Below are 16,041 nucleotides of genomic sequence, written 5' to 3' on the forward strand. Positions count from 1 at the left end.
GTTGCATAAAGAAAAAGCTGCCATAAAGACAGCTCTGATCTACAGCTAACTCACCCGTTAGTTCATTAAGAAAAACGATTCTTATTAAAGAATCGCGCCCTTTTATTGAATAAGAATTTTCTTCAAATCGAGACGGATTGGCATATAACGTTTTCGCATTCACTAACCCTGCGAGACTTAGAACGAAGTTCTTAGGCTCGCAGGGTTTGTCGCCTGAATCTGGCTTCCCTGTTTCTTCTCCTGGCGACCAAGGGGCTCGGAGAGTACCGCAGCGTGAATACTGTGTTATATGGCGTACCCGACTTCTTCGAGATACTTTCACACTGCTTTTCTGTTTCAATTTTTACTTCAGTAATGTATATTTCAGTAAAGGCTTTTTATAAAACGTCACTTACTTATTTGTTACCGAGTTGTTCCGCCAAACCGATTAGAAGTCCTTCGGTTCCACGAATGTAGCAGAGCCGATACGAGTCCTCGTACTGAACCACTTCGCCAACGAGCTGAGCACCATACTTAGTGAGTCTGGATACCATTTCGTCAATGTCTTCAACGGTGAACATGACGCGTAGATAACCGAGGGCATTTACAGGAGCAGTCCGGTGATCTGATATAGTAGGTGGGGTGAGAAATCGCGAAAGTTCAAGTCGGCTGTGGCCATCTGGGGTAACCATCATAGCAATCTCTACGCACTGAGAACCCAATCCGGTTACGCGACCAGCCCATTCACCTTCGACAGTGGCTCGCCCTTCGAGGTTCAAGCCAATCTCCTCAAAGAAAGAGATTGCGTCATCAAGGGATTCTACAACGATGCCGACATTGTCCATTCTTAGTAATTTGTTTTTTTCCATAGTTTTATCTCCTTATGTGTAAAAATTTATTATCTGATCATCTTCATAATTATTCTATTAAAAAGTTACAAATTCCTTCCTAACAAAAAACACCTTGTCACAGTTCATGATAACAAAGAAAAGTCACAGTATAGGAAAATGTGAAATTGGGTTTTCGGGTATTTGTTAAGAACAACACTTCGTAAACCCTCTACTATTGGAATAATCGTGAACCTTATTTCGTGAATGCCATCATGTTCAAATAGTTTCAAAAATTCGATACCGTAGTTGCTATTCGATAAAACAACTTCGACTTCCCCACAAAATATTCCTGCCCTGTACTCCATTAAATGGCCCAATTGTTGAACAACTCCATATGCACTCTTGATCTATCCTGCCCCGTTAGTTCTATAAGACTTATCGCAGAGTTGACACAAACTGTGTTAAAACTGCTTAATCAACATCTCTTTTTCCATAAAAAATCAATGTTACCTTGATAATTAAAATTATGAAAAGGGCAAAAACCATAATAATATCTAGTGTTCCTTCGTCTGTGTTTTTATTAAAAAATCCATTAATTGTAGTAAGAAATAGCAGAATTATATAAATATTGGTTTCATTTTTTTGGAGAAATTTAATTGGGACTACCGCCTTTAGAGTTAAAATTAGTAGTAAACTATCAGCAACTATTTTATCTAAAAAAGGAGAAAATTGTAAGAGGCTCAATGTGTTTTTTAAGAAAGTACAGCACAGTTCGACTACACTACGCATATTGAACTTACCTGCCCCGTTAGTTCAACAACGAAAGTTATGAATAGCTTTCAGGATAGTACAATTTTTTTGACTTGTTCTTTCGTGGATAAATTAGAGTCATTTGTACCAACTAAAAAAGAATGTCCGTGTATAATCACTTCTGTTAGAGTATCGCCTGGACCTAATTCGAATAGAGCGCACTGTGCCGGAATTTTACCCTTTAATGTTTCTCTATCAATTTTCTTAAATCTTATTTCCTTTGACGAATTAGTAATAAAAAAGTCTTCCAAGGTTAATTTCCACCCAACATCGTCTAGTATATGTTTTAGTTCATCTATCGAATGAACCTCGTCAATTTGGTATCTATACACTTTATCATCGTTATCTAAATCATCCATTTCCCTTACAAAGTTATGGATAACCTTAAGTGGAAAACGATTGTAGTTTTTCCAGAATTCAATTAAAGTTGTTTCATATTCACCGTCAACACTATACATATACTCCGGTTCTGTTATACAATCACAAACCCAAAAATCTATGCGGTTATTTTCAAACACCGTTCGGTCATCTATATCAACCATATTACTTTCTCCCCTCTAGTGATGTTACTCAACTTCTTATTTTACTTTTCATTATTCCTTTTTCTTCTTCAACTAACCTGCCCCTATAGTTGCATAAAGAAAAAGCTGCCTTAAAGACAGCTCCGATCTTCAGCCTGATAGTTCTATAAGAAAAGCGAACCTTATTCAAGAATCGCGCTCGATTACTGAAGAACGCATATAAAACCTTGGTACCAAATGGCCTTGTCATTTATTTATGATACGGTTCACCGCACCTATTCAAGCAGTGATTTTTTAAAAACTGTCAGCCTTTTAATTTTACACTTCTACTTTAAATCGACGCTGCTGAGGAAGCAGCTGCTTGATCAGCCTTCACACAATCAATTGCAACAACGAGTGCAATAATAATGGTTTCCATCTCTTCATCTATTATTTGAACCTTGTAGCTATCGCCCCAAGTGAACCACTCCTTGCCCACTTTACCTACGATTTTACCATGCTGTAAAACTTGAAAATCCATATCCCACCAATTACCATGTACTTCAATGCCTGCCGCATCAATTGTATATCGTGCTTTAAATAAGGAAAATTCCTTCTTTATTGTTAATACCTCTCGACCATTCACCTCAACCAAAAACTTTGGTAAAAAGCTGAACACCTTTTTCGTAATGAGTGCTACTTCATCTCTTGCTGTATTCATAATGGAGAAAGTTTTTGGAACTTGCATAAAACTTCCCTCCACGTAATATATATCCTTCTCCTGCTGATCCTTTACTGTAAATTTCCCGCTAAGACTGAATACCTTCTGCTTTATATAAAGCTGCCTCATACTTATGCCTCCCAACCTTAAGTCTTTTACATTACTTACGTTTGAAATGGGCATCGGTTCCAATCTTATGCATTAAATTCCAAATAATAGCTCCCCTCAAAAGCGCCTTCTTTTCGGTTCACCACTATTTATCCTTAACTAATTTACCTTTTGTAAAGTCAGCAATTCTTCCTTCGCAATCTGGCCCAATGGTTGAACAACTCCTTATGTACTCTTGAACTAACTTGCCCCGATAGTTCCATAAGGAAAAAGCTGCCTTAAAGACAGCTTCAATCTTCAGCTAACGCACCCGTCAGTTCTATAAGAAAAGCGATTCTTTTTAAAGAATCGCACTTTAACAGAAGACTAGATTTCAAGATAACCTTAACAGACATTACTATCGATTTTCAGTTACTGCCCCCTTATATGTCCTAGTCAGGGTTCTTACCATAGACCGCAAAGCACCATGATGTCAATGATCCTCCTAATTCGAATGCTCTTCTTTTATGATATAAATGTAATGAATTATAGTATTTCTATATAACCTTCTGTTCCATTTACTCGAATACGTTGCCCATCTTTTATCAGCTTGGTGGCATTTTCAACACCGACAACGGCAGGTAAGCCATATTCACGTGCGATTACTGCTCCATGGGTCATCAGTCCGCCAACTTCGGTGACTAGGCCTTTTATGGATACAAACAATGGTGTCCAGCTAGGGTCGGTAAAGGAGGTGACTAATATATCTCCATCTTCTAGATCAGCATCTTCCATGTTTAAGATGACACGTGCTCGTCCCTCTATAACTCCGGAAGAAACAGGTAGACCTACAATAGCTTCGGCTGGGAGATTTTCTCGGTTGTACTCACCTACAATGATTTCACCATCAGACGTGATAACACGTGGTGGAGTTAGTTTTTCATATAATTTGTACTCGTCTTTTCGTTTGCTGATGATCTGGTAATCTAGTTTATTTGTGCGTACGACTTCGTGAAGTTCTTCAAAAGTGAGATAGTATATATCTTCTTTTTCATGAATAACGTTGGCTTGTACGAGTTGTTCGGCTTCTTTCAGTAGAGCCTGCTTATAAACGAAGTAGCGATTAACCATGCCGTATTTTGGATATTCCCGATAACCGATGAAATTCCGGATTAGGTAGATCATTCGTTTTGTTTCTTTGGCTTTTAGTTCACCATCCGGTAATTGCTTCAATCGAACTAATAACTCTTGTTCTTTTATCAAAGCTTCCTGTCGCCCTTGCTCAAATTTCCGATTGCTAGCATTAGGCTCAAAGTTTTTGATATTACTAAGAATCACGGGGACAAGTGTAGTTGGTTTTTCGCTCCAACGAGTTTTCGTAATATCGATTTCTCCGGTACATCGCATTCCGTATTTGCTGAGATAATCATAGATAGCGTCTTGGGTTTCCTGTCCACCATCAAACTTAACCAGTTCATCCAAAAAGTTATCATCTTTTACATGTTGTAAATAATCAATTACTTCTGGATAAGGACGAATCACATCTGCGACCTCCAATAGCGCAAGACCCATTTCCGAAGTAATATTGTTTGGTACAGATTGAGAAAGGGTGTCGGCTGCGTTTTTTTCACCTAACCACTCGTTCATATTTTCATTGATCCATGATGAAGCATCTATAGCAGCCATAAACACAGCTGAACTTTGTGGGTCAAATAAAATCTTCTTTAATATCTGGATATCTTCCAGAATAAAATCAAATAAATCCGATCCTAATTTCGTTTGGATGTTTTGTTTTAACTCTTCTATCGATGTTTGACTACTCTTAATCAAATCAGAAACGATTGTCACGTCGTTTTCGATTTGTGCCCTAGAATCCGCAGACGACACACTTTTATTGCTTTTACCGGAACTCTGTTCTTGCTTATCATTTGGTAAAGATTTTATGAAATCTCCTCGCTCTATTATGGTCATAAGTGCGTCTTTCATGAGCAGATCGTGTTGTCCCATGGCATCTAATAACATTTTTCTGCTGTCAGGTGAAGCCAGCATATGTGTGACATCAACAAACAACCTTCCACCAGCTTTACGCATGGGTGCATTAGTCGTTAACAGGAAAAAAGACAATCCCAGTGGTTTCATGGAATCGGTCATCATTTGTTGATGACCGACAGATACATAAACGTGATTTTCTTGATCATTCGCTTCAGGGATCGGGTATAAAGTAGTGATTGGCCGACTCTGGACAATATAAAATGTATCGTCAACCAAACACCATTCGATATCTTGTGGGTAACCAAAATAAGCTTCGATCTGTCTTCCTGTGCGTGCTAGTTGTAAAATTTGTTGTTCAGTAAGTGTTTGAGTCTTTTGCTGATCAGGGTCGATCTGTTGTGTCTCTGTTCCGCCTTCTTTTAGTCCATAGATAGCCAATTTTTTGGTTGCTATCATCTTATCGACGATTTCATCTTCCTGTACTTTATAACAATCGGCAGATACCAAGCCAGAGACTAGTGCTTCTCCTAGTCCAAAGCTAGCATCGATCGATAGTAGCTTTCGATTGGAAGTAATCGGATCAGCAGTAAATAAAATTCCTGAAGCCTGTGGGAAAATCATCCGTTGAATGATAACTGATAGGTAAACTTGGCTGTGATCAAATCCGTTTTGGATTCGGTAAATTACTGCGCGATCAGTAAATAGGGAAGCCCAACATTTACTGATATGCTGTAAGATTGCTTCTTTTCCGATGATATTTAAATAGGTATCTTGTTGACCGGCAAAAGAGGCTTGTGGTAAATCTTCAGCCGTCGCACTAGAACGCACTGCATAAGCATGTTCATCGCCAAACTGGGAGAGATAGTGAGCAACTGCTTTCACAACATCGGAAGGAATTTCCATTTCCATAATGATTTGTCGAATCTTCCTGCTGATTTCACCAATTTGACCTCGATCCTCTACTTTTAGCAGTGTTAGTTGATCCAACAATGCGTAGAAGGCTTCGTTTTGTTCGAGGGCTTTTTGATAAGCCTCTGTCGTAACACAAAATCCTTCTGGCACTTGTATTCCATGAATCTTCAATAGTTCCCCTAAATTCGACCCTTTTCCTCCGGCGAGCAAAAGTTGCGTTTTATCGATTTCCCGTAACTCTAGTACATATGGTTTCATTTCTTTCCCTCCCATTTATCGCTCAATACCAAGACGAATCATATGACAAAAATTGTTCATCTGATCAACCAATTACCCCTGTCCACTCGTTCTTGCTCCTGGAGAAATTCCATATTCATATCAAACACTCCTTTTAAAAAATAAAAATAGGGGTTGACTGAAAAGGATTTTATGTTGTATACTTATAGTAGGGATAATTTAAACAAAAATACATATTAGGTGCATCTATATAAATTTACCACAGTTTCTCATTTTTATCAATGTATTTACACGGCCATAATTGTTGCAAATTCAAAAGATTTACAAGACAAATGACTCACACTATAAATGATATCCAATCATTTAGTATATTAAAAAGCCCCATTTCTTAGTATTAATATTAAGAAATGGGGCTTTTTTCGTTACCCCATTAAAGCGCCCGATTACTGAGGATTTCAAAGAGTGATTTTGAATGTTGAAAAGCAACTGTTAGCTTAAGTACTATCCTTCAGACAAAATATCTATGCTTGGAATTCAATTTAATTTACCTTTTAAATCCACCTTCTGCATGAATAATCTGACCTGTAATCCAATCTGCTTCATCGCTCACCAAAAATTTAATAGTTTTTGCAACATCTCTCGGTTTTCCTATTCTACCGAAAGGAAACATCGGTTTTAATTTACTTTTTATTTCCTCTGTCATCCACCCAGTATCAGTTGGACCTGGATTTATTGCATTAACCGTTATTCCTAAAGGGGCCAGTTCAGCTGACAATGTAATAGTTAGAGCATCAACTGCTCCTTTTGTTGTTGCATACGCTAATTCGCCAGGCATTGGTCCTTGAGACTGACCTGAAGTAATGTTGACTATTCTTCCACCTGATTTCTTATCGAACCTTTGAGCGAATTTACTACTTAATAGTGTCGTTGCACGAACATTCACCATGTAATGTTTATCTAATTCTTCGGCAGTTAAATTAGAAAAATCGTTGTTAGTAGAGTATGCTGCGTTATTAATCAAGATATCAGGATAACCAAGTTGTTCAGAAACTTTATTTAAAAGTTGTTCAGGTGCATCATATTGAGTTAAATCCAACTCTAGACATGATACCTTAGCACCTTTTTTTATTAATTCTTCCTTTAATTTCAATGGCTCATCTAATTCAATGCTCCAAGGCATTTTTTCATCATATTCCGTCCAATAAGTAAAAAATATATGATAGCCCGTTTCAGCTAACTCCCTACAAATAGCAGCTCCAATCCCTTTCAGACGGCTTACACCTGTAATAATTGCAATTTTCCCTTTTAATTGGTCCATTATATTATCCCTCCATTATTTAAGTCTGAAATGCTATTTACATAGAAGGAAGGTACACTCTCCATTCTTTCCAAGCTTTAAGATAGCCACTTAAGTCATGCGGGTGAACTCTAATACAAATTCCTATACGTGTGTATAATTGAAAAAGAACTTCATCCAAAAGCCTTTCTTTATTAAAGGGGACATCTTGAGTCAATAATGAGAAAGATGACAATAGTGTCCGTAAATTTAAATTGTCTGGAGAAGAGCAAAATGCATAAGTAAAATCATAAATCTTTGGACCGAATAAAGGTGAAGGATCTATAACCCCATTTAATTTATTGCCCTTATATACAAAATTGTGAACACCAACATCTCCATGTAGGTAATACTTCTCTTCTTGATGTTCGTATGTTTTCAATTTATTAACCAATAACTCTACTTTTTTATGATCCTCTCTTGTTAATAAATCGCCTATATCCTCTTTGGCGAATTCCAAACTACTTAGATTGAAGTCCGCCCATGAATTTCTATGTATTCCATTTACTCTTCCCCAGTTATCTTTGTTTACCTTTTTGTATTTATTTAATAGTTCCTTAATCAAAATAGTCATCCATTCTAATTTAGATCCACGATTAAAATGAGTTTCTCCAGAAATATAAGAGTATATTATAAATCCTTTTTTCTCGTCTGTATAAAGTACATTAGGCAACAAATTTACATCTTTATAAGTAAGGAGAAAATCCGCTGTTGCAGTAATAAGTTTTGGTGTGTCTATTTTTATTACATATTTCGGTATTTCATTATTATTCAGTGTATATAAAATTCCATTGGTAGTACCACTTTTTAATTTTTTTAAGTCTATATCATCATTTTTTAATATGCCTTGGTTTACAAGACTATTAATAATTTCATTTATTTTCTCCATTTACCTAGTCCTCTCGATTAATTTTGACAAGTCTTTATAATATGTAAGTTCGCTCTTCTTAATGAACTAACCTGCCTCTTTTGTTGCATAAAAAAAGGAACTGTTGATCAGCTCCTGGTAATGAACTAAACTCGTTAGTTAAAGAAGAAAAATTCATTTTTCAAATCTAACTAACGTTTTTTCGGGAATTTCAATCTGGTCAATATCAAAGTTATTGATTCGGAGGGTTATCTCACCATCTCGCTTTTCAGCTTCTTCTCCTACCCAACAACTATACAGTTCAAAGAAATCACCTTTTTCAAGGTAACTGTCCATAATTTTACACAATTCTATTAACTTCTTTTTCGATTCGGCACACGTTTTTGGGTTCATATTTTCTGAAATCTCAATTCCCCAATGACTTGATACCTCATAAACGCAAGGAGTAGTAAACTGATATTCCCTTACATTTATCAAGTCAAAATCACCGGCAAAACAACCGCCAATATAAAAAAATTCATCTGAATATTCATCATCATTAATCGGTATTTCTATATTACACCCAATATAGGAAGCCAAACTCATTTCGACTCACTCCTTGTTAATCCTTCTTGAACTAACGCATCCGTTAGTTTAAGTGCAATTCTTCACAATCCTGTTGTTGGAAAAAGCAATCTCCATCTTGAAGGATCGCAAGATATTTAATAATAATAATCATCAATAACCTTTTGTGCACAAGGTTGCAAAATAGCCGTTTGAGGACGGAACAGGCAGCCGTAGCCTACCGCTATGGCTTTTTTATTTTCTTTCAAGTTTTTATTGGTTGTACTTTCTGACTTTCTCATCACCCATTACAAACAAAGTACGTGCATAATAATTCCTGTTCGGCTTGCTCGTACTGCACTCAAACGTAGTCTCCTCTATCCTAGTCGTAGTTTTTTATATACTCGATGAAGTCTTTCCTTGGATGTTTAGCTACATAATCCGGCTCCTGAAAAATAAACATATACTGAATGATACTTGTGACCAGATTAGAAAGGAGAAATCAGCTTTGACAAAATATCGGATCATGTCCTTTGATGGAGGCGGTACCTTAGGTGCTTTAAGTTTACAACTTTTGAACAGACTGGCTCAGCAAAACCCAAAATTAATTAGTCGAACCAATGTTTTTTCGGGAAATTCAATAGGTTCATTCACTGCCATTGCGTTAGCAAGTGGAAGATCGCCGAAGGAGACACTCCAGTTTTTTAAGGATAAAATCCTGCCGGCTTTCAGCGTTTCCCGACCAGGTGGACCTGTTTTTAACCAACAATTGCCATATTCTGGTTTCATTAAAGCGGTACAAACATTTTTCCCATCAGATCTTCTCCTCAAAAACTTAAAAAGACGAATTGTTGTCCCTGCATTTCATTTATTCTCACCGGAGCTGAATCGTTGGACTCCTGTGTTATTCCACAACTTTCCTGGCTCTCCCTATTTAAATGAGAAAGCGAGTGATGTAATACTACGGAGCAGTGGTGCTCCCGCGACGCAACGAGCCTATCAAAACTACGTGGATGGGTATACAGTAACAACTAACCCCAGTACAGCCAGTATCGCGTTTGCAGTGGGGAAAGCCAAACAGCCGTTGGATCAAATTGCAGTATTATCCATTGGAACAGGTGAAGAGCCGACTCAATTAAGAAGAGATACGAAGGGGTGGGGGATGGTAAGTGCAGATAACATACGTCCCGAAAATATGAAGAACCTTCCCCCAAATTGGGGAGTTCTTTTGGATCGATCGCCCAATGAACCCTTACTGCCATTTCTTCAGATTGTCGCTAGTGGATCCGGTTACTATGAATCCATGGTCAGTTCTCAGCTTCTAGGAAATCGTTTTTTTCGGTTAAATCCACGGATCCCTAATTTATCCAAAACGGACCCTTCTGTGGTTCCAGCTGTCATTTCAATTGCTAACAAAACAGATTTACAACCTGCAGTTCAATTTATAGAGAAAAACTGGAATTAATAAAATTATCCCATAAGTCTGATTGAATTTTGGTTTTCATTTCAAGCATTTGGATTTTTCATAAAAAAACAGCCAGAACCTGGCTGTTTTTATTTATTCAGTTCTTCTTCAACTAAACTGCCCGGTAGTGCCATAAGAAAAAGCTGTCTTAAAGACAGCTCAGTTCTTCAGCTAACGCCCCGTTAGTTCCATAATAAAAAGCTGCCTTAAAGACAGCTCCGATCTTCAGCTAACGCACCCGTTAGTTCATTAAGCCTTTTCGCAGAGTTGACACAAACTGCGACATAAAAAATGCAATTAAGGCGAATTAAATTTAATTAATTTATCAAGTTCTTTATCAGAGGCATACCGACTTTTGTAGGAAATAACTCTATAAGGAGTATAGTTTTCCCCAGGTATACGAATAGTCATACGAATTAACTTATAAGGTGGGTTAAGTGGTCCTTCGAATCCAATTACTCGTAATGAAACATCATACGAATCATTTTGAATATCCCTTGAAATTTTTTCAATTCTACTTTCTGTGAATAACTGCTTATCACCGTGTTTTTCCATAATTTCAAAAATTGTTGAACCAAGATATCTTAGAAAAGCTAATTCCATTATGGAAGGTGGTTGGTTTTGAGGGACTATTTCTATTGCCTTTGCTTCAATCACACTATTGTAGGAAAAGAAAATGATAAGAAAGAGTATGGTTGTTTTTCTCATTATTAAGTCTCCTTGTTAATTATTATCTTATTTTTTACAAGAAGACAGGAATTATCCAGTAAAAATCTTTACCGCGTAGTACGACTACACTACGCTTATGCAACTAACCTCCCTCAATAAACTAAACACAATCTCACGATTGCTCTAGAATTCTTAGGATTTCATAGTCATATCATTAACCGTTATCTATGTAAGCTCGGCATTACTCCTCTAGGATAGGGATTTATCGAAAAAAGTGTATGCTAAACTAGCCAATCATAGGAAAAAATTGGTTTAAGTAATGTTATGATCGCACTTTAGGATATCCACATGTCTCATGGAGGTCAACCCTCCCATGTCTCACAGAGTCGATGCTCCTACATTCCTTCGTTCAACCTTTCCATGAGGTGGATGTCGGTCATGCTGCCCCACAGGATCTAAGTCCTCACGTTAGTTGCTTTGCCGACTAATCCGTGCTTCACTTTTAAATAAGTGTTAATTAAATGACCGTGTAACCATAAAAATCCGATGAACTATGCGACTGTTTGATGTGCTACAAATGTTGCCATATGAGGGATATCCTTTAACATCTTGTCTTCTTGAAACGTAAATTGTTTTTTACCGATTGAAAACAGAATTCGAATAAGCTTGTTACACAAAGCTATCAGAGATTGCATTTTCTTTAAGGGGTTGTGAGAACGTGTTGTGTAATATATATGAAGAGCTTTAAAAGCCTTGTTCTTTGCCACCAGTATCATGGCTGCCCGGAATAAGAGAGCCCTTAATTTCTTTCGTCCCCGTTTGGTAATCTTGGTCTGACCTTTGTGCTTTCCGGATGTGTTTTCTTTTAAACTTAAACCTGCTAATTTTACGATTTGGCGAGGATGTTGATAGTCTCTGAGGTCGCCGACCTCTGCGAAAAAACCTGCTACTGTATCTCGACCGATTCCTGACACCTCTAACATCTGTGTGACACCTGGGATATGGTCTAATAACTGATCTAATTGATGATCTATTTCTTCGAATTTCATTTGAATAAAATCATACTTCTCTAGTAAAGCTCTCAACTCTAATTTCGCCATAGCTGCCCCTTGACGAATACCAATCGAACGATTGGCTGCTTCTTTAAGTGCTCGTATCTTCTTTAAGCCTATACTGCGTTTTACCACTTGTCTTAAGGAAAGTAAGAGCTCTTCATCCGTATAATTTACAAGTTCATGTGGCAAAGCTTCTAGCTTTAGAAAATGAATAGCTGCCTTGCCTTCCCAACTTTTGAACACCGTCAAAAATTCGGGAAAGTAACGATCAAGCCAGTTATGAACTTGTCCCTGAACGACCTGTAAATCAACGTTGAGAAGATCGCGAAGTTTTTTGGCCACTCGGAGTTCTGCATAAATTCCTCGTGGAATTGTTGGTTCGGCGTATCTTCCGTCTTTGACTAACTGTGCGATGACTTTTGCATCTTTCACGTCATTCTTTGTAGGTGAATTATCGTCTAATTCTTTACTTCGTTTAACATGTAGTGGATTGACAGATACGAACTTAATATTATTCTCTTTTAGAAAATGAGCTAGATTTAACCAGTAGTGACCGGTTGGCTCCATGCCTACAATCACTTGATTTAACTTACACCCTTTAACAAGTTGGGTAATCCAATCTAGAAACGAATGAAATCCTGCTTTCGTATTTTCAAAGAAACACGTTTTACCTAGTTCCAATCCTCTAAAATCTTGTGCTCTCGCGACATGATTGTGCTTGGCTATATCTACTCCGACAATTAAGGTTTCAGAAGTAATTTGAGAGATTTTATGATTTTGGTTATAATTCATTGTGAGACCTCCAAATAGATGTATTGTCCTTTTTAGCTGGGCAGCTCAGGACACATTCATCTTATCAAGAGGTCTTTTTTCGTTCAAACCTCATTTTCAGTTATTACAGGAATGCTGCCCCTTTAGTTCAGTAAGAAAAAAGTTTTCCGCAGCAACCTTCCTTATTGATATTAAGCACCTGTTAGTTCAAAACATATTCCATTCCATTTTGGGCAAAGTAACTGTAACTAATACAAGGAGGTAATTATGTTTAGGAAAACGATACTTGCTATATGTACATTATTTCTTTTGAACATAGTCGCACCAACTCTAGAGGCAAAAGCTTTAACCTTTGATGAATTGCCAACCAAACAAACATCAAAACAATGGTCAGTTCAAGTAGGCGAAGCTGAACAAGGTAAGGGGTTAGCAAAGCCCGAAAAGGGAAAATTTCATACTTACTCTTTAGAGGTTCATAACATTGGTAAGGATGTATTATCTGCCAAAGTTTATATGTTTAGAAATGAACCTAATTCTACAACGAAGTTTGCACTTTTTGGTTGTCCTGGTGAGGTGGATTGCAATAAGAACAGCTTTGATAAAGCAATTTCTTTAGCAAAATCAATGAATGATGGGTATCCTTATAAATTTAGCAATTTCGTTTTGGCTGAAAAAGCAACGGAAATGGAAGTGGAAATCGTTTGGACTGAAAAGGGTAGCGAAGGTAGACCTTTAAAAGAAACATTTACATTCACTGCTGAATAACAAGAAAAACAAAAAGGCCGAAATAATCGGTCTTTTTGTTGAACTAACGCACCCGTTAGTTCTTTAAGAAAAGCGATTCTTATTAAAGAATAGCTCCCATATGGAAGATAAACTAATTATGTAGTTCTCCTTTCAGTAAAGTTACACAGTCTCCAATTAACTCGACTTTTTCTCCTTTTATCTTTATTTTCATTTCACCCCCGCGCTCTGAATCTTGATATGCTGTAAATTCTTTTTTATGTAAGATATCACTCCAATATGAAGCTAATGCGCAGTGTGCAGAGCCAGTTACGTAATCTTCATTAATTCCTATCTTAGGAGCAAAATACCTTGATACAAAGTCGTACTTATCCGATCCACGACTAGTAATAATTATTCCCGGACCCTCTAGTTCTCTTATTGCTTCCAAATTAGGCGTTAAGTTATGAACCATATCCTGATTTTCCAATTCTAAAATGTACCGATCTCCTGCCCAAGCAGCAGCTTTTATAGGAAAGTCAATTGCACTTATTAACTTCTCAGTCACTTCATTCTGAGTTGTTTCTTTTAAATTAAATCTTATAATTATTTGTTTTTCTAATAACTCAGTTCGAAGGAGTCCTGATTGAGTATGAAAATTAATTGTCGACTCTGATGAAATAAAACCCTCACTCCACAGAATATGAGCAGCTCCTAATGTACCATGCCCGCATAAATCAATCTCTTCAGTGGGTGTAAACCATCTAAGTTGATAGCTATTTGCATCTTTTATTGTAATAAAAGTTGTGATAGGTTGATTGAGTTCTTTTGCAAAAAATTTCATCCACTCTTCTGTTCTTTTCTCTCTCAAGAAAACTATTGCTGCAGGATTTCCCTTGAATTCTTCTTTAGAAAAAGCATTAATAAAATAAAATTCGCTATTCATATATGCACCCACCCCTAAATTCTAATTCCCTTTATAAACCTTACTTTCTGTAACAGTTTTTATGCAACTATCCTGCCCCGTTAGTGCCATAAGAAAAAGCTGCCTTAAAGACAGCTCTGATCTTCAGCTACCGCACCTAAAAAAGTTGTTTAATTCGAGTGGCGAATAGCTAATAATCGTCCCCTAATCAAGTTTAGCGAAAGCTACTAGGGTACCTTTATCACAAGATTGAAAACCGTTCTTTTCGTAGAAGTGACGTACATCAGGTGCTTCTTCTGTTAAAAGGACTTTTTGACGTACATCCTTATATTTTTCAAGGACATGCTGTATCATGATTGTTGCAATGCCTTGATTTTGATATGCATTTAAAACTAAAATATCTTGAACATAGACAATTGTCAGTCCATCTCCAACGATCCGAGTTAAACCGATTAATTTCCTGTGTTCCCATGCTGTTACAACATTTAAAGATTGAATTAAAGCTTGTTGTAATTGATTTAAATCTTTTGTATAAGCATACCACTCAACATCTTCATAAAGGCTTCTTAAATCATCTTGCTCTATGTGTTTTTGTTCTATAATAATGATTGACATTATATTTTCCTCCTCAAAATTTTATTTTGAAGAGTATAAACGTAATTTCACCACTGTCTTATACCTCCTTTCAAACATAGTGCCTTTTCATGAATAAAATAACGAAATATTCCTTCTTTTAATTATACAAGAAATGAAAAAAGATGGTATTAACTTCCATCACACCATCAATGTTTTTAAACAACTATTGTAATTTTTAAACGATTTTTTTTTTAAAACAACTTTATTATCCGTAAACAATTTACACATTATTCCTCATTTCCTTAATGAACTAACTGCCCCATTTGTTGCATAAAAAAAGGAGCTGTCGATCAGCTCCTGGTAATAAAGTAAAGCACCTGTTAGTTTAAGTAGACTTCTTTACAACTATCAGTTTTAACAAAGAAAAAAGCCAGTTTTCCCTTTAGTAATGAAAACTGACTTTCTTTATTTAGACCAATACCATTATATTTCCCCTTGATTAATTCGATTAATTAACTCTTCAAGCCAATAAATTGTGTGCTCTGTTCTAGTTGAAACATAGCCACTCATAAATTCAATAAACTTCTCGTGACCTTCGTCAATCTGAATCTGCTGTTCAAAATCCTTAATTTGCTCCCAACGATCCCTGATATTTTTTGATTTTCTTTTCAGTATTACTAGTACTTCATCCCGATCAACATACTTTAGGTTTGCTAAACCAACCACCATATCCTTAATTTCATCCGCATTTTCAAACAACTTGTAGATTAATTTTGGTAGTTCTTCACGACCTTTAGCTGTAATTGCAAATACTTGCTTATCAGGTCGATGCTCTTCTTTTATGATTTCGACTGCCTCAACTAACCCTTTTTTTGCTAATGAATCAAAATGGTAGTACAGTTTACTTTCTGTTAACCCGCCTAGTCGATCCATTGGAATGGGTTCTGATAGCTGTTTTTTCAATTTATAAGGATAATTGTTATCCTCCATCAATTTACTCAATATAAAAATTTGAATAGGCATTCTCTTTGCTCCTTCAAGA

At 36.6% G+C, this 16,041-nt stretch carries 15 protein-coding genes; 2 read left to right on the plus strand and 13 right to left on the minus strand.

Annotation, left to right across the window (positions count from 1 at the left end):
• Window positions 1–395: 395 nt before the first annotated feature.
• The 8 genes from ACDZ29_RS05980 to ACDZ29_RS06015 form a co-directional block, all read right to left on the minus strand.
• Window positions 396–848, minus strand: a complete 453-nt coding sequence (locus tag ACDZ29_RS05980; protein WP_053474663.1) for a VOC family protein — start codon at window positions 846–848, stop codon at window positions 396–398.
• A gap of 800 nt (window positions 849–1,648) precedes the next feature.
• A complete protein-coding gene (locus ACDZ29_RS05985) occupies window positions 1,649–2,161 on the minus strand; it encodes a hypothetical protein (RefSeq protein ID WP_375090350.1) in 513 nt (170 codons plus the stop codon).
• A gap of 310 nt (window positions 2,162–2,471) precedes the next feature.
• Entirely contained in the window at window positions 2,472–2,969 is a 498-nt protein-coding gene (locus ACDZ29_RS05990) for an LURP-one-related/scramblase family protein (RefSeq protein WP_375090351.1), read from the minus strand.
• Window positions 2,970–3,473: 504 nt separating this feature from the next.
• The gene (gene ppsA, locus ACDZ29_RS05995; RefSeq protein WP_375090352.1) at window positions 3,474–6,089 is read right to left on the minus strand and encodes a phosphoenolpyruvate synthase; all 2,616 of its coding nucleotides are present in this window, start codon (window positions 6,087–6,089) and stop codon (window positions 3,474–3,476) included.
• Between the two features lie 523 nt (window positions 6,090–6,612).
• Window positions 6,613–7,386 (minus strand): SDR family oxidoreductase, encoded by a 774-nt coding sequence (locus ACDZ29_RS06000; protein ID WP_375090353.1) that lies wholly within the window; start codon window positions 7,384–7,386, stop codon window positions 6,613–6,615.
• Window positions 7,387–7,423: 37 nt separating this feature from the next.
• Window positions 7,424–8,293 (minus strand): hypothetical protein, encoded by an 870-nt coding sequence (locus ACDZ29_RS06005; RefSeq protein WP_370016454.1) that lies wholly within the window; start codon window positions 8,291–8,293, stop codon window positions 7,424–7,426.
• A 153-nt stretch (window positions 8,294–8,446) separates the two neighbouring features.
• Window positions 8,447–8,857, minus strand: a complete 411-nt coding sequence (locus tag ACDZ29_RS06010; RefSeq protein WP_375090355.1) for a hypothetical protein — start codon at window positions 8,855–8,857, stop codon at window positions 8,447–8,449.
• A gap of 116 nt (window positions 8,858–8,973) precedes the next feature.
• Window positions 8,974–9,117 (minus strand): hypothetical protein, encoded by a 144-nt coding sequence (locus ACDZ29_RS06015; protein ID WP_289326542.1) that lies wholly within the window; start codon window positions 9,115–9,117, stop codon window positions 8,974–8,976.
• 206 nt (window positions 9,118–9,323) lie between these two features.
• On the opposite strand from ACDZ29_RS06015, the gene ACDZ29_RS06020 reads away from it, so the two are divergent.
• Window positions 9,324–10,280, plus strand: coding sequence for a patatin-like phospholipase family protein (locus ACDZ29_RS06020; RefSeq protein WP_375090357.1), 957 nt, complete (start codon window positions 9,324–9,326; stop codon window positions 10,278–10,280).
• A gap of 297 nt (window positions 10,281–10,577) precedes the next feature.
• On the opposite strand, the gene ACDZ29_RS06025 is transcribed toward ACDZ29_RS06020, so the two are convergent.
• Window positions 10,578–10,988 carry a hypothetical protein gene (locus ACDZ29_RS06025; protein WP_375090359.1) on the minus strand — a complete coding sequence of 137 codons (411 nt, stop codon included), beginning with the start codon at window positions 10,986–10,988 and terminating at the stop codon, window positions 10,578–10,580.
• A gap of 512 nt (window positions 10,989–11,500) precedes the next feature.
• Complete coding sequence (locus ACDZ29_RS06030) at window positions 11,501–12,796, minus strand: IS110 family transposase (RefSeq protein WP_375090361.1); 1,296 nt, start codon at window positions 12,794–12,796, stop codon at window positions 11,501–11,503.
• A gap of 246 nt (window positions 12,797–13,042) precedes the next feature.
• Between ACDZ29_RS06030 and ACDZ29_RS06035 the strand changes: the two genes are divergently transcribed.
• Window positions 13,043–13,540, plus strand: a complete 498-nt coding sequence (locus ACDZ29_RS06035; RefSeq protein WP_375090362.1) for a hypothetical protein — start codon at window positions 13,043–13,045, stop codon at window positions 13,538–13,540.
• A 112-nt stretch (window positions 13,541–13,652) separates the two neighbouring features.
• On the opposite strand, the gene ACDZ29_RS06040 is transcribed toward ACDZ29_RS06035, so the two are convergent.
• The 3 genes from ACDZ29_RS06040 to ACDZ29_RS06050 all read right to left on the minus strand — a co-directional run bounded on the left by ACDZ29_RS06040 (window position 13,653) and on the right by ACDZ29_RS06050 (window position 16,022).
• Window positions 13,653–14,444 (minus strand): PhzF family phenazine biosynthesis protein, encoded by a 792-nt coding sequence (locus ACDZ29_RS06040; protein ID WP_375090364.1) that lies wholly within the window; start codon window positions 14,442–14,444, stop codon window positions 13,653–13,655.
• A 183-nt stretch (window positions 14,445–14,627) separates the two neighbouring features.
• Window positions 14,628–15,038, minus strand: coding sequence for a GNAT family N-acetyltransferase (locus tag ACDZ29_RS06045; RefSeq protein WP_375090365.1), 411 nt, complete (start codon window positions 15,036–15,038; stop codon window positions 14,628–14,630).
• A 444-nt stretch (window positions 15,039–15,482) separates the two neighbouring features.
• Entirely contained in the window at window positions 15,483–16,022 is a 540-nt protein-coding gene (locus ACDZ29_RS06050) for a PadR family transcriptional regulator (RefSeq protein WP_289326551.1), read from the minus strand.
• Window positions 16,023–16,041: the final 19 nt, after the last annotated feature.

The sequence above is a fragment of the Peribacillus sp. RS7 genome (assembly GCF_041956845.1).
GTDB lineage: Bacteria > Bacillota > Bacilli > Bacillales > DSM-1321 > Peribacillus.